This window comes from Bradyrhizobium sp. WYCCWR15520 (genome assembly GCF_056174665.1).
Genome location: NZ_JBWBWM010000023.1, coordinates 44,955 through 58,356 on the forward strand (window position 1 = coordinate 44,955; position 13,402 = coordinate 58,356).

Here is a 13,402-nt window from a genome sequence, read left to right on the forward strand (position 1 = left end):
CGGCCCATCGTGGTATCGTCGGCGTGATTGATTCGGTGAGGTCTATGACGGAAACGGCCGACGAGCTGAGCACGCCGCTCGGGCAGAAAACCGAGCGCAAAAAACGCCGGTTTCGGCTGCCGTTCACCGCAATGCAAGCGCTGGCGGTGTTGCTCGGCCTGTTCCTGGTCGGCTTCCTGACCGTCGCCCTCTTTGTCGACAACCCGCTGGGAGGCGAGCCCGTCGCCCGCGTCGCCTTGCGCACGCCGGCGACGGACGAAAAGCAGCCTGTCACCGAGAAAGCTGCGAAATCGGCATCCCAGCATTCCCCGGCCAGCGACAACAAGACCGTCACCATCATCGACGGCTCCAGCGGCAAGCGCCAGGACATCGTGATCGGCGGCGATGCCGGCGACAAGGCAGGCGCGGAATCCGCGCCGGCAAGCCCGATGGCCGGCATCGACCAGCGGCTCCTGGAAAAGTCGCGCTACGGCATGATCCCGGTGGTCGCCGATGGCCTCAAACCCTTTACGGTCTACGCGGCCGACGCCGACCGCACCAAGGCCGCCAAGATGCCGGTGATCGCGATCGTCGTCGGCGGCCTCGGCGTCGGCGCCGCCAAGACCACCGATGCCATCATGAAACTGCCGCCGGCCGTGACGCTGGCGTTCACGCCTTACGGCGCGGATCCCGCCAAACTGGCCGAACGGGCCCGGGCGCAGCGCCACGAGATCCTGCTGCAGGTTCCGATGGAGCCGTTCGATTACCCCGATAACGATCCCGGTCCGCAGACCCTGCTGACGACGCTGACATCCGAGCAGAACATCGACCGGCTGTACTGGCACCTTAGCCGGTTTCAGGGTTATGCCGGGATCGCCAACTTCATGGGCGCGCGTTTCACGGCAACGGATACCGTGATGCAGCCGATCATCCGCGAGGCGGCCAAGCGCGGCCTTGGCTATCTCGATGACGGCTCCTCGCCGCGCAGCGCCGCCGGATCGCTCACGGCAGCCCAATCGATGCCCTTTGCCAAGGCCGATTTTACCATCGACGCCGTGCCGACCTCGGCCGAGATCGACCGGACGCTGGTCAAGTTGGAAACGCTCGCCAAGGAACGCGGAACGGCAGTGGGTGTCGCCTCGGCCCTGCCAATTTCGATCGAGCGCCTTGCCGCCTGGATCAAGACGCTGGACAGCCGCGGCATCATGCTTGTGCCATTGACAACGGCGATGCTGAAATCAAAATCAGGCTAGAGATCAAGCTGATGGCGGCGAACCGGGCTTCCCCGACTGCGCCAGCCCAACCAATTGTGGGTGAGTTGATGCAGGCAAGGGAGTCCTGACGGAAATGGCGCGCTACGAGGACCTGCCTTACCGGACCTGCGTCGGCATGATGCTGATCAACGCGGCCGGGTTGGTCTTCATTGGCCGGCGCGCCGGCGGCATCGAACATGTCGATGAAACCCATGTCTGGCAGATGCCGCAGGGCGGGGTCGATCCCGGCGAGGATACCTGGGAGGCCGCCAAGCGCGAGCTTTATGAGGAAACCAGCGTCCGCTCGGTGGAGAAGCTCGGCGAAGTCCCGGATTGGCTGATCTACGACATTCCCCGCACGGTGGCCGGCCGCGCCTGGAAGGGCCGCTATCGCGGGCAACGGCAGAAATGGTACGCGGTGCGCTTCACCGGCAAGGACGCGGAGATCAATGTTGCGAGCCCCGGCGGCGGCGGACACAAGGCCGAGTTCGTGAGCTGGCGCTGGGAGCCGATGAAGAATCTCCCGACCCTGATCGTTCCGTTCAAGCGGCCGGTCTATGAGCGCGTGGTCAAGGAATTCTCCGGCCTCGCGGGCGGTTAGCATGACGCATCTTCCAAGTAGTGCCCGGTCATTCCGGGGCATGCGAAGCATGAACCCGGAATCTCGAGATTCCGGGTTCGCGCTACCGCGCGCCCCGGAATGACGGTGACCGAAAATGTCCGACAAACCCTATCGGCCCAATGTGGGAATTGCGCTGTTCAACGCCTCGGGCCGGGTGCTGATCGGCCGCCGTTTCCGCGACGATGGGCCGGAAATCATTCTTCCCGGGTTGGAATGGCAGATGCCGCAGGGCGGCATCGACGCCGACGAGAACCCGCGCGATGCCGTAATGCGCGAGCTATGGGAAGAGACCGGGGCGGTCAGCGCCGAATACCTCGGCGAGGCCGATTGGATGAATTACGAATTTCCGCCCTATGACGGTCCGCCCGACCATCGCCTGGCGAAGTTCCGCGGCCAGCGGCAGAAATGGTTCGCGCTGCGGTTCACCGGTCGCGACGAGGAGATCGACCCGCTGACGCCGCGCAATGGCCAGCCGGCTGAATTCGATTCCTGGCGCTGGGAAAGGCTGGAGCGCGTGGCTGACCTCGTGGTGCCGTTCCGGCGCGACGTGTACCGGATGGTGGCGCAGGTATTTGCGGAGTTCGCCCGTTAGATTGTCTCGCCACAGCCGCGGGACGCGAGACGCTTGACAGCCTTTTGTCGCTCAATAGTTTTCGGCCGGCCTAGCTCGCAGAAGGCACCTGATACCGTCGGTGGTTTGGTATCAGCGAACCTTTTTGTGTCGGCCGCAGACTAAAAGGCTCAGCCTTGAAATAACCCGCCACTGTACGGTGTCTTGCCTCTCATGATGGACGTGACTGTAGCCAAGCGCCGCCGGAGCTTCGAATGGCGGGTGCATGACCGGAATGGCAGGCTGATGTTCAGCGGGCGGGAACGCACCCGTCCGGCCGCCAGGTACCAAGGCTACCGGCACCTGTTCATCCTGCTGGCGATCGGCCGGCGGTCACCTAAGGTTCGGACTCTCGAGATATTCCCGACGTCGGACGAACTGGACGCAGGCGCCAACCCCTCTTGGACTAGTTCGGCCCGACCGAAAACGGGCCAATCCCGATAATCTGGCAATTGCTGTCGCGCTTGACGCAGTCGGCCAGCGCTTCGTTGATCGCCGCCTGTTCGCTCGTCGCCTTCAGCGCCAGTCCGGGCCGGCCAGCCGCGCCAACCGCGACCGCGTTCCAACCACTCTGCGCTTCCGAAATCCGCCGCGCGACATCCTCGCGCGCGTCAGCTGATATCATCGTACTGCCGGTGGCCCTGAAGAAGCCGGTGACCTTCAGCGTGGTCGGAATCGGCACCACGAAATCGTCGTTGACGGCAACGACGATGCACGGCACGCTGGCGATCCCCCCGCAAGACTCCAGGGCGCGTCGCACCGCCTCCTCCGTCGTCTCGAGCGCGATGGGAAAGAACAGTACGCCGCCGCCAGGTCCAATCGCGAGCGCTTTGTTTCTTCGTGCCGGCACGTAGACCGCTTCGAGGCGGGCCTTGGCGGGGTCCCGGGCGAGCGGGACATTCTTCGCGACGAACGGCTGCTCGGTCGCGCCGCCGGATCCAGGGCAATGGCGGCAGCGGCGGTTTGCCATGGGCGTACACGATCGCATCACCGACCGCGTATAGTTCGCATTTGCGCGGCGATTGCGCCGCCTCCGCGCGCTTCTGGCATTGCTCGATCGCAGCGCCCCTCGCCACTTCCTCGCTCGGTTGCGCGGTGACGAAGGCATTGAACCCGCCGACATTGAGCGCGAACGCCTTGAAGTCGGCCGCCGGGACGTAGTCGGTGGCGAATGAGGCGCGGGCCCTGTCGCTGATGAAGGGAATACTTGCCGCAACAAACCTGTCGACCGACGCGACCACCGATGGCGACGGCGACGGAGGTTGTGGCGATGGGCTGTCCGGGGCTTTGGTGCGGGCACCGGCGCTGGCACCGCCGCGATCGCTGACGGTGCCGGCGCAGGGCGTGCCATGCTGCTGGGAGATGCGACCTTGGTCGCCGAGCTCTCCAGCTTGGTGAAGTAAAGAAAGCCGCCGACACCGATCGCCGCGAGGCTGACCACCGTGACCGCAACCGGCCACATCCAGTTCGGCTGTGTGGCGCCTTGCGGCTTAGCCGACTTCTTGACCTGCGGCGTGGCGTAGGTGCCGTCGTCGCGGCGCATCGCCACCATATAGGCGTGCACCGGCGTCGGGATGTTCTTCACTTCCTGCGCGCCGATATCGGCGAACTGCACCGACAGCTTGTTGGCGACCTGCTCGTGAACCGCGCGCGAGATGCAGATGCCGCCGACCTCGGCGAGACCCTCCAGGCGCGCGGCGATGTTGACGCCGTCGCCAAGCAGATCGCCGTCGCGCTCGACCACGTCGCCTATCGTGATGCCCATGCGAAAGGCCATCTGCCGGCTGGGCGGATACGCCATATTACGGGTGCGCAGGCTCTCCTGGATATCGATGGCACAACGCACGGCTTCGACCGCGCTCGGAAATTCGGCGAGCACGGCGTCGCCGGCGGTATTGAAAATGCGGCCGCCACCCTTGGCGATGAAATCGTCGGTCACCTGGCGGTAGGAGGCCAGCCGGCGCAGCGTCTCCTCTTCGTCCTCGGCAACCAGTCTGGAATAGCCGGCAATATCGGCCGCAAAAATCGCCGCGATCTTGCGCTTCATGAATAGCAGCCCCGAACCACAATCCGCGGCAGCATGCCGCCAGAAGTTCCCGGACGCAACCATGGCGGTTCCGGGCGATGGCGGGCGGCCTTGCAAGACCAACACTGCCGCAAAAAGCGCAGCGCCCGTCACGGTGTGACGAGCGCTGATGCAGCCCGGGCCTTCATTGCGCCCCGGAGCAGTGCCCCGGGGCTTAGTGCATAGCCGTGGCGCTGAGCTCTTGCTGAATGCTCTTGAAGTGGTCCAGCCGCTCGATAGCGTGATCGAGCTCGGAGCCTTCCTTCTCGGCTAGCTTGGCTTCCATCTCGGCGATGGTCTCGGCGAACTGCGCGCGGTCGACGTCAGCGATCGAGGTGGCGACGTCGGCGAGCACGGTGAGGCCGTTTTCCGACATTTCGGCAAGGCCGCCGAGTACGATCACCTTTTCACGGCTGCCGCCGGCGGTGATGGTCAGGATGCCCGGGCGGACCGCGGCTACGACCGGCGCGTGACCCGCCAGCACACCGAAATCGCCTTCCAGACCGGGAACGTCAACCTGATCGACTTCGCCGGAGAAGGCGAGCTTTTCGGGGGAGACGAGATCGAAATGAAAGGTAGCCATGGAGAACCTGCGAGTAGCGAGTAGCGAACAGCGAGTGGGAAGAATGGGAGCAGCGCTATCCGCTACTCCGTATTCGTCATTCGCCCCTTAGGCCGCTTCGGCAGCCAGCCTCTTGCCCTTCTCGACGGCTTCTTCGATGGTGCCGACCATGTAGAAGGCCGCTTCCGGCAGATGGTCGTACTTGCCTTCGCAGAGACCGCGGAAGCCCTTGATGGTGTCGGCGAGGTCGACGAACTTGCCCGGCGAACCGGTGAAGACTTCGGCAACGTGGAACGGCTGCGACAGGAAGCGCTCGACCTTGCGGGCGCGGGCCACGGTGATCTTGTCCTCTTCCGACAGTTCGTCCATGCCGAGAATGGCGATGATGTCCTGCAGCGACTTGTACTTCTGCAGCACCTGCTGAACCATGCGCGCGGTCTGATAGTGCTCTTCGCCGACGACGAGCGGGGAGAGCATGCGCGAGGTGGAGTCGAGCGGGTCGACCGCCGGATAGATGCCCTTTTCCGAGATCGCGCGGCTCAGCACCGTGGTGGCGTCCAAGTGGGCGAACGAGGTGGCGGGCGCCGGGTCGGTCAAGTCGTCGGCGGGCACGTAGATCGCCTGCACCGAAGTGATCGAGCCCTTCTGCGTGGTGGTGATGCGCTCCTGCAGCGCGCCCATGTCGGTCGCGAGCGTCGGCTGATAACCCACCGCTGAAGGAATACGACCGAGCAGCGCCGACACTTCGGAGCCGGCCTGCGTGAAGCGGAAGATGTTGTCGACGAAGAACAGCACGTCCTGGCCCTGGTCGCGGAAGTGCTCGGCGACCGTCAGACCGGTGAGGCCGACGCGAGCGCGGGCGCCGGGCGGCTCGTTCATCTGGCCGAACACCAGTGCGCACTTCGACTTCACGTTCGGATCCGGATTGTGCGGATCGGCGTTGACCTTGGATTCGATGAACTCGTGATAGAGGTCGTTGCCTTCGCGGGTACGCTCGCCGACGCCGGCGAACACCGAGTAACCACCGTGCGCCTTGGCGACGTTGTTGATCAGTTCCTGAATCAGCACGGTCTTGCCGACGCCGGCGCCGCCGAACAGGCCGATCTTGCCGCCCTTGGCGTAGGGCGCGAGCAGGTCGACGACCTTGATGCCGGTCACGAGAATCTCGGCTTCGGTGGACTGGTCGGTGTAGGACGGCGCTTCCTGGTGGATGGCGCGCTTGCCTTCGAACTTGATCGGACCGGCTTCGTCGATCGGTTCGCCGATGACGTTCATGATGCGCCCCAGTGTGCCGTCACCGACCGGAATTGCGATGGGCTCGCCGGTGTCGGTCACTTCCTGACCGCGCACCAGACCTTCGGTAGCGTCCATCGCAATCGTGCGCACGGTGGATTCACCGAGGTGCTGCGCGACTTCCAGCACCAGGCGGTTGCCGCCGTTCTTGGTTTCCAGCGAATTGAGAATGGCCGGCAGATGACCCTCGAACTGCACGTCGACAACGGCGCCCATGACTTGGGTGACGCGACCGATCTGGTTAGCTGCTGTGGCCATGAATTGCTCTCCTTCGAAATTCTGTACTTGAACGACCGTCGGTTGGTTCGTGCGCTAGACCGCCTCGGCGCCGGAGATGATCTCGATCAGCTCCTTGGTGATCTGGGCTTGACGGGTTCGGTTGTAGACCAGGGTTTGCTTGCGGATCATTTCGCCGGCGTTGCGGGTGGCGTTATCCATCGCGCTCATCTGCGCGCCGTAGAAAGAGGCGTTGTTTTCCAAGAGCGCGCGGAAGATCTGCACCGCAAGATTGCGCGGCAACAGCCGCGTCAGAATCTCGTCTTCCTCCGGCTCATATTCGTAAGCGGTCGACGGACCGGCATTGGCGGCCGGCTCTTCGACCACCAGCGGAATCACCTGCTGGGCGGTCGGGATCTGCGCGATGACGGATTTGAAGCGCGAATAGAACAGCGTGCAGACGTCGAACTCGCCGGCCTCGAACCGTGCCAGGACCTTCTTGGCGATATCCTCGGCGTTGACGAAACCGAGCTGGCGAACCCCGCGCAGATCGACGTGCTCGATAATCTGCTTGTCGAAGGTGCGGCGAAGCTGGTCGTAGCCCTTGCGGCCGACGCAGAAAATCTTGACGTCCTTGCCCTGGTTTATCAGGGAGAGCGCGCGCTCACGCGCCAGACGTACGATCGCCGAATTGAACGCGCCGCACAGGCCGCGTTCGCCGGTGCAGACCAGCAGCAGATGCACCTGGTCCCTGCCGGTGCCGGCCAGCAGCGCCGGAGCGCCGGGAGAACCGGCGGCAGCAGCGGCGATATTGGAAATCACCGCATCCATCTTTTCGGCGTAGGGACGGGCCGCTTCGGCCGCGCTCTGCGCGCGCCGCAGCTTCGAGGCCGCGACCATCTGCATCGCCTTGGTGATCTTCTGCGTCGCCTTGGTCGAGGCGATGCGGACCCGCATGTCTTTAAGTGAAGCCATTCTCAGTTCACCCCGGCGATCCGGCCATCAGGCCCCGACCGCAAGCCACTCTTTCGTCGGGCCCGGCAAGGCGCCGGGCCGCAACGGCAAATCATCAAGCAAACGTCTTGGCGAAACCGTCGACGACGCCCTTCAGCTTCCCGGCGAGGTCGTCGGAAAGATCGCGGCTGTCACGGATGCCGTTGAGGATGTCGGCGTTCTTGCCGCGCAGCAGCGACAAGAGACCGTCCTCGAAGGCGCGCACCTTGTTGAGCGGGAGCGCATCGAGATAGCCGTTGGTGCCGGCCCAGATCACGCAGACCTGCTCTTCCATCTTCAGCGGCGAGAACTGCGGCTGCTTCAGGAGTTCGGTCAGGCGCGAACCACGGTTCAGGAGGCGCTGGGTCGAGGCGTCGAGGTCGGAACCGAACTGCGCGAACGCCGCCATTTCGCGGTACTGCGCTAGCTCGCCCTTGATCTTGCCGGCGACCTTCTTCATCGCCTTGGTCTGCGCCGACGAACCCACGCGCGACACCGACAGACCGACGTTCACCGCCGGGCGGATGCCCTGGAAGAACAGGTCGGTTTCCAGGAAGATCTGGCCGTCGGTAATCGAAATCACGTTGGTCGGGATGTAGGCCGACACGTCGTTGGCCTGGGTTTCGATGACCGGCAGCGCCGTCAGCGATCCCGAGCCCTGATCCTTGTTGAGCTTCGCCGCGCGCTCGAGCAGGCGGGAGTGCAGGTAGAACACGTCGCCCGGATAGGCTTCGCGGCCCGGCGGACGGCGCAGCAAGAGCGACATCTGGCGGTAGGCGACGGCCTGCTTGGACAAGTCGTCATAGATGATGACGGCGTGCATGCCGTTGTCGCGGAAGTACTCGCCCATGGTGCAGCCGGTGAACGGCGCGATGTACTGCATCGGCGCCGGATCGGATGCGGTGGCGGCGACGATGATCGAATATTCCAGCGCGCCCTGCTCTTCCAGCACCTTGACGAACTGGGCAACGGTCGAACGCTTCTGGCCGATCGCGACGTAGACGCAATACAGCTTGATGTTCTCGTCCGGCTGCGCGTTGAGCGGCTTCTGGTTCAGGATGGTGTCGAGCGCGATCGCGGTCTTGCCGGTCTGACGGTCGCCGATGATCAGCTCGCGCTGGCCGCGGCCGACCGGGATCAGCGCATCGATCGCCTTGAGGCCGGTCGCCATCGGCTCGCTCACCGACTTGCGCGGAATGATGCCGGGCGCCTTGACGTCGACGCGCATGCGCTTGTCGGCCTGGATCGGACCCTTGCCGTCGATCGGGTTACCCAGCGCGTCGACGACGCGGCCGAGCAGACCCTTGCCGACCGGCGTGTCCACGATGGCGCGGGTGCGCTTGACGGTCTGGCCTTCCTTGATCTCGCGGTCGGCGCCGAAGATCACGATACCGACGTTGTCGGTTTCGAGATTGAGCGCCATGCCGCGGGTGCCGTTCTCGAACTCGACCATTTCACCGGCCTGGACGTTGTCCAGACCGTAGACGCGGGCAATACCGTCGCCGACGGACAGCACCTGTCCGACTTCGGTGACCTCAGCCTCCTGGCCGAAATTCTTGATCTGGTCCTTGAGGATCGCGGAAATTTCCGCGGCGCGGATGTCCATCAGCCTGCCTCTTTCATCGCGTGCTTGATCGAATTGAGTTTGGTGCGAAGCGAACTATCCACCATGCGGCTGCCGAGCTTGACCACAAGGCCGCCGATGATGGAGGGATCGACTTTCACGTTGAGCGCGACGTCCTTGCCCGTCACTGATTTCAGTGCGGTCTTCAGCGCGTCGAGATTCTTTTCATTGAGCTGTTCGGCGACGGTAACGTCGGCGGTCGCCTCGCCCTTGAACTTCGCCACCAGCGCCCGGTAGGCGCGGATCACATCGGCCACGGCAAACAGCCGGCGGTTGGCGGTCAACACTTTGAGGAATTTGGCTGAGGTAGCGGTAATGCCGGCTTTGTCGAGCAGGGCATTGAGCGCTTTGGCTTGTGCATCTGCCGAGAAGACCGGGCTGCGGACGAGACGCTTGAGATCGGCGCTTTCGTTCAGCATGGCCTCGAATTTATCGAGATCGGCCTTCACTGCGTCGATGGATTTCTCCTCGCGCGCCAACTCGAACAAGGCCGTAGCATAACGGCCGGACACCCCGGAAACGGACGGATCTTCTGCAGCCACAGACTCGCTCTTTTTTCAGCTGTCAAACTCGCAAGGGAAAAACCGTCGCCACGGGTAGCGGCGCCTAGCGATCCAAGCCCTTGGAATTCAAGCGGGACTTCGATTTTCGACCGGCACGAGAAGTGCCGGGATCGTTAAAATCGCGGCTTTGCTAACATAGCAAGCGCGCAGGTGCAACATGACCGCGCGTTCGGGCGATGCCTTGTCGCATGTCGATTTTCAGGCCCGGTTGAAGGTTGTTTTGAGCCAACTCCGCACGCCCGAATTTGGCCCGCTCCCGACCCGCGACGCCGCACCCTTCCCCGAGCGGTGAATTGGTTCCGAGCGTATTTGCATGGCGGCTATGAACCGAGACGTGCGGAACGAATCGGGCCGGCCCGCTCCATTTGCCCATTACTTGCCTAAATCTTTCCCCTCCTGAGGAGAACTGTATTCGCAAGTAATAGACAGTATTGAATTAGTTAAAATTGGGTTAACGCGCAAGATTACGGAACATCACCTGATTAGTTGCACGCGGTAACAAGATATGTCAGCCGCCAACAAACAGGAACTACTGCCCAATTCATGCCTTATTGGCTGATCAAACGGCAACCGCTGAAACTGGGACGGGGGTTCCATTTGTCACGTATGTGGCAATACTACCTGAGGGACTAGTTTAATGTTGCATACCAATAAGATCGTGCCGGGAACTCTAACCCGGTCGCGTACAGCGTTCGCGTTGATCGCCGCAACTCTCCTGGTCGGCGGCAGCATCACCGAAGCTTCCGCCAAATCCAGGCATCACCGCCACCACCACCATTCCCACCACGCCAAGGCTCAGCCGGCCGGCGATAGCTGGCTGAACGCCAACGCCTCGATCGGCTCCGAGAGCACCGGGCGCGGCTTCTCGGGAAAGGCTTCCTTTTACGGCAATGAATCCGGCAGCAAGACTGCCTCCGGACAGCGCTTCAATCAGAACGCCATGACCGCAGCCCACCGCTCGCTGCCGTTCGGCACCAAGCTCCGGGTGACCCATCGCGGCCAGAGCGTGATCGTCACGATCAACGACCGCGGCCCCTTCATCAAGGGACGCGTGCTCGACCTCTCCAAGGGCGCGGCCCGTGCCATCGGCCTGACCGGCGCCGGCGTCGGCCACGTCACTGCCGAGGTTATCTCCTAAAGGCGCGCCGATCGCGCACCGTTTTCCGTAAGCGTTGCGTTGCGTAACCGTCGCGGGGCTTGCCGCGGCAACAAAGGCCTGTCGTCGCAAATGACGGCAGGCTTTTTTTGTTGTTCCGAAGCTCTTCCACGTCATTGCGAGCCAACGGGTCGGCGCGAAGCGCCGCCCGATGACAGGCTCCGCGAAGCAATCCATCCCGCCGCGCATGAGGAGCGATGGATTGCTTCGTCGCGTCGCTCTTCGCAATGACGCGGAGAGGTTTCGCTTCAGCTACAAAAAGCTCTGCGGATCGACGTCGACTTCGAGCTTGAGATTGCCCTTGGTCTTCGGCCCGGCAGCCAGCCATTCGCGCAAATACTCCGACAAATCGACGTTGCGCAGCGACTTCACCAAAATCCGGAACCGGTAGCGGCCCTTGATCACTGCAAGCGGCGCCTCCGCAGGGCCCAGTACCTGGATGCGCTCGTCGATCGGGGCTATGGCGGCGAGCCTGCGCGCAAAGCCTTCCGCACTCGGCCGATCGCCTGCGGAGATGATCAAGCTGGCGAGACGGCCGAACGGCGGATAGCCGGTGCGCTCGCGCGCCTCGATCTCGCTGGCGTAGAACGCCTCGCGGCCGCTCGCGACCAGGGCCTTCATCACGGGATGTTCGGGCTGATGGGTCTGCAAAAAGCCTATGCCGCGGCCCTGCTCGCGCCCCGCGCGCCCGATCACCTGGTTGAGCAATTGGAACGTGCGTTCGGCGGCGCGCGGATCGCCATTGCCGAGGCCCAGATCGGCGTCGACCACGCCGACCAAATTGAGCCGCGGAAAGTTATGTCCCTTCGCCACCAGTTGCGTGCCGATAATGATGTCGACGCGGCCTTCAGCGATTTCGTTCAGTTCGCTGCGCATGGTCTCGATCGAGGTGATGAGATCACTCGACAGCACCATGGTGCGCGCTTCCGGAAACAGCGCTGCCGCCTCTTCCTGCAGCCGCTCGACGCCGGGGCCGACTGCCACCAGCGATTCCTCGGCCTGGCAATGCGGGCAGATGTTCGGGCGCGGCATCGAGAAGCCGCAATGGTGGCAGACCAGCCGCTGGCGGAAGCGATGATCGACCAGCCAAGCGTCGCAAATGGTGCAGGCGAAGCGGTGGCCGCAGGCGCGGCATAGCGTCAGCGGCGCATAGCCACGGCGGTTGAGGAACAACAGCGCCTGTTCGCGCTTCTCGATCGCGAAGCGAATCTGCTCGGCGAGCGGCGGCGAGATGAAGCGACCGCGCGGCGGTGGTGCGCGGCGCAGATCGATCGCCTCGATATGCGGCATGTGCTGACCGCCGAAGCGCGACGGCAGTGCGACGCGCTGATAGCGCCCCTTGCGCGCATTGACCTCGGTCTCGACCGACGGCGTCGCGGACGCCAGCACGATCGGAATCTTGGCTATATGCGCGCGCACCACAGCCATGTCGCGGGCGTGATAGTGTGCGCCATCGTCCTGCTTGTAGGCCTGGTCGTGTTCTTCATCGACGATGATCAGGCCGAGATCGGCGTAAGGCAGAAATAGCGCCGAGCGCGCGCCGACCACGACCGGCGCTTCGCCGGCCGATATCGCGGCCCAATTGCGCTGCCGCGTGCGCGGCGTCAGTTCGGAGTGCCACTCGATCGGGCGCACGCCAAAACGCTGGGCAAAACGGTCGAGGAATTGCCCTGTCAGCGCGATCTCCGGCATCAGGATCAGCGTCTGCTTGCCGCGCCGGACGACCTCCGCAATCGCCTCGAAATAGACTTCGGTCTTGCCCGAGCCGGTGACGCCGTCGAGCAGCGCGACATGGAACGTGCCATTGGCGGCGAGCGCGCGCATCGCATCCACCGCCGCGCGCTGCTGATGGGAGAATTCCGGCTGCGCGAAGGCGGGATCGGGCGACGGCGGCGCCAGCGGCGGCGGCATCGCCTCGATCGCCAGCGTGCCCTCGTCGACCAGCCCGTCGACCACGCCTGAGCTGACGCCGGCCTCCCGCGCCGCATCCGACTTGCCGTGCAAGAGGCCATCCGACAGCACTTCGATCAGCCGTCGCCTTGCCGGCGTCAGACGCCGCGGCGGCTCACCGACCAGCCGCACGCCGAGGCGCATCCGCTCGGGGCCGAGATTTTCGCCCATCCGCAATGCCATGCGCAGCACCGTGCCGCGCGCTGAGAGCGTGTAGTTGGCGACCCAGTCGACCAGGCTGCGCAGTTCTTCCTTCAGCGGCGGCACGTCGAGCTTTTCGCCGACGTCCTTCAGGCGGTTGTGTAGCCGCGGATCGGGATTAGCGTTTTCCGCCCACACCACAGCCACCACCTCGCGTGGCCCGAGCGGCACGCAGACGACATCGCCCGCCTTCAGCTCCATGCCGCGCGGCACGCGGTAGGAATAGTTTTGATTGAGCGCGACCGGCACCAGCACGTCGACCACACGGGTCGACGAGGCCGAGGAGCTGGTTTGGCGGGTGGCGTGGTCCATCAG

At 63.9% G+C, this 13,402-nt stretch carries 11 protein-coding genes and 1 pseudogene; 5 read left to right on the top strand and 7 right to left on the bottom strand.

Annotated elements, in window-relative coordinates; all coding sequences use genetic code 11:
• Window positions 1-44 precede the first annotated feature (44 nt).
• The 3 genes from AC0QUY_RS25420 (at window position 45) to AC0QUY_RS25430 (ending at window position 2,446) form a co-directional block, all read left to right on the top strand.
• A complete protein-coding gene (locus AC0QUY_RS25420) occupies window positions 45-1,232 on the top strand; it encodes a divergent polysaccharide deacetylase family protein (RefSeq protein WP_161850798.1) in 1,188 nt (395 codons plus the stop codon).
• A 94-nt stretch (window positions 1,233-1,326) separates the two neighbouring features.
• On the top strand, window positions 1,327-1,833 hold the full coding sequence (locus tag AC0QUY_RS25425) for an RNA pyrophosphohydrolase (RefSeq protein ID WP_161850799.1): 507 nt from the start codon (window positions 1,327-1,329) through the stop codon (window positions 1,831-1,833).
• Window positions 1,834-1,948: 115 nt separating this feature from the next.
• Complete coding sequence (locus tag AC0QUY_RS25430; RefSeq protein ID WP_161850800.1) at window positions 1,949-2,446, top strand: RNA pyrophosphohydrolase; 498 nt, start codon at window positions 1,949-1,951, stop codon at window positions 2,444-2,446.
• Between the two features lie 424 nt (window positions 2,447-2,870).
• Here the strand turns inward: AC0QUY_RS25430 and AC0QUY_RS25435 are convergent.
• From AC0QUY_RS25435 to AC0QUY_RS25460, 6 genes and pseudogenes are all read right to left on the bottom strand, one after another.
• A pseudogene (locus tag AC0QUY_RS25435) lies at window positions 2,871-4,511 on the bottom strand (adenylate/guanylate cyclase domain-containing protein).
• A 193-nt stretch (window positions 4,512-4,704) separates the two neighbouring features.
• On the bottom strand, window positions 4,705-5,112 hold the full coding sequence (locus tag AC0QUY_RS25440) for a F0F1 ATP synthase subunit epsilon (RefSeq protein WP_475388948.1): 408 nt from the start codon (window positions 5,110-5,112) through the stop codon (window positions 4,705-4,707).
• Window positions 5,113-5,199: 87 nt separating this feature from the next.
• Window positions 5,200-6,642, bottom strand: coding sequence for a F0F1 ATP synthase subunit beta (atpD, locus tag AC0QUY_RS25445; protein ID WP_474416817.1), 1,443 nt, complete (start codon window positions 6,640-6,642; stop codon window positions 5,200-5,202).
• Window positions 6,643-6,696: 54 nt separating this feature from the next.
• On the bottom strand, window positions 6,697-7,575 hold the full coding sequence (locus AC0QUY_RS25450) for a F0F1 ATP synthase subunit gamma (RefSeq protein WP_475388949.1): 879 nt from the start codon (window positions 7,573-7,575) through the stop codon (window positions 6,697-6,699).
• A gap of 94 nt (window positions 7,576-7,669) precedes the next feature.
• On the bottom strand, window positions 7,670-9,199 hold the full coding sequence (gene atpA / locus AC0QUY_RS25455; RefSeq protein ID WP_475388950.1) for a F0F1 ATP synthase subunit alpha: 1,530 nt from the start codon (window positions 9,197-9,199) through the stop codon (window positions 7,670-7,672).
• On the bottom strand, window positions 9,199-9,759 hold the full coding sequence (locus AC0QUY_RS25460; protein ID WP_161850806.1) for a F0F1 ATP synthase subunit delta: 561 nt from the start codon (window positions 9,757-9,759) through the stop codon (window positions 9,199-9,201). The genes atpA and AC0QUY_RS25460 overlap by 1 nt, the downstream gene beginning before the upstream one ends.
• 178 nt (window positions 9,760-9,937) lie before the next feature.
• Between AC0QUY_RS25460 and AC0QUY_RS25465 the strand changes: the two genes are divergently transcribed.
• Together AC0QUY_RS25465 and AC0QUY_RS25470 are read left to right on the top strand one after the other, a co-directional pair.
• Window positions 9,938-10,072 (top strand): hypothetical protein, encoded by a 135-nt coding sequence (locus AC0QUY_RS25465; protein WP_256380301.1) that lies wholly within the window; start codon window positions 9,938-9,940, stop codon window positions 10,070-10,072.
• 345 nt (window positions 10,073-10,417) lie between these two features.
• Complete coding sequence (locus tag AC0QUY_RS25470) at window positions 10,418-10,918, top strand: septal ring lytic transglycosylase RlpA family protein (RefSeq protein WP_161850807.1); 501 nt, start codon at window positions 10,418-10,420, stop codon at window positions 10,916-10,918.
• Window positions 10,919-11,188: 270 nt separating this feature from the next.
• Here the strand turns inward: AC0QUY_RS25470 and AC0QUY_RS25475 are convergent, their stop codons facing one another.
• Window positions 11,189-13,399, bottom strand: a complete 2,211-nt coding sequence (locus AC0QUY_RS25475) for a primosomal protein N' (protein ID WP_475388952.1) — start codon at window positions 13,397-13,399, stop codon at window positions 11,189-11,191.
• Window positions 13,400-13,402: the final 3 nt, after the last annotated feature.

Bases quoted from the DNA above. Each gene is read 5' to 3' on its own strand.
- AC0QUY_RS25420 (WP_161850798.1), top strand. From the start codon at position 45: ATGACGGAAACGGCCGACGAGCTGAGCACGCCGCTCGGGCAGAAAACC.
- AC0QUY_RS25425 (WP_161850799.1), top strand. From the start codon at position 1,327: ATGGCGCGCTACGAGGACCTGCCTTACCGGACCTGCGTCGGCATGATG.
- AC0QUY_RS25430 (WP_161850800.1), top strand. From the start codon at position 1,949: ATGTCCGACAAACCCTATCGGCCCAATGTGGGAATTGCGCTGTTCAAC.
- AC0QUY_RS25440 (WP_475388948.1), bottom strand. From the start codon at position 5,112: ATGGCTACCTTTCATTTCGATCTCGTCTCCCCCGAAAAGCTCGCCTTC.
- atpD (WP_474416817.1), bottom strand. From the start codon at position 6,642: ATGGCCACAGCAGCTAACCAGATCGGTCGCGTCACCCAAGTCATGGGC.
- AC0QUY_RS25450 (WP_475388949.1), bottom strand. From the start codon at position 7,575: ATGGCTTCACTTAAAGACATGCGGGTCCGCATCGCCTCGACCAAGGCG.
- atpA (WP_475388950.1), bottom strand. From the start codon at position 9,199: ATGGACATCCGCGCCGCGGAAATTTCCGCGATCCTCAAGGACCAGATC.
- AC0QUY_RS25465 (WP_256380301.1), top strand. From the start codon at position 9,938: ATGACCGCGCGTTCGGGCGATGCCTTGTCGCATGTCGATTTTCAGGCC.
- AC0QUY_RS25470 (WP_161850807.1), top strand. From the start codon at position 10,418: ATGTTGCATACCAATAAGATCGTGCCGGGAACTCTAACCCGGTCGCGT.
- AC0QUY_RS25475 (WP_475388952.1), bottom strand. From the start codon at position 13,399: ATGGACCACGCCACCCGCCAAACCAGCTCCTCGGCCTCGTCGACCCGT.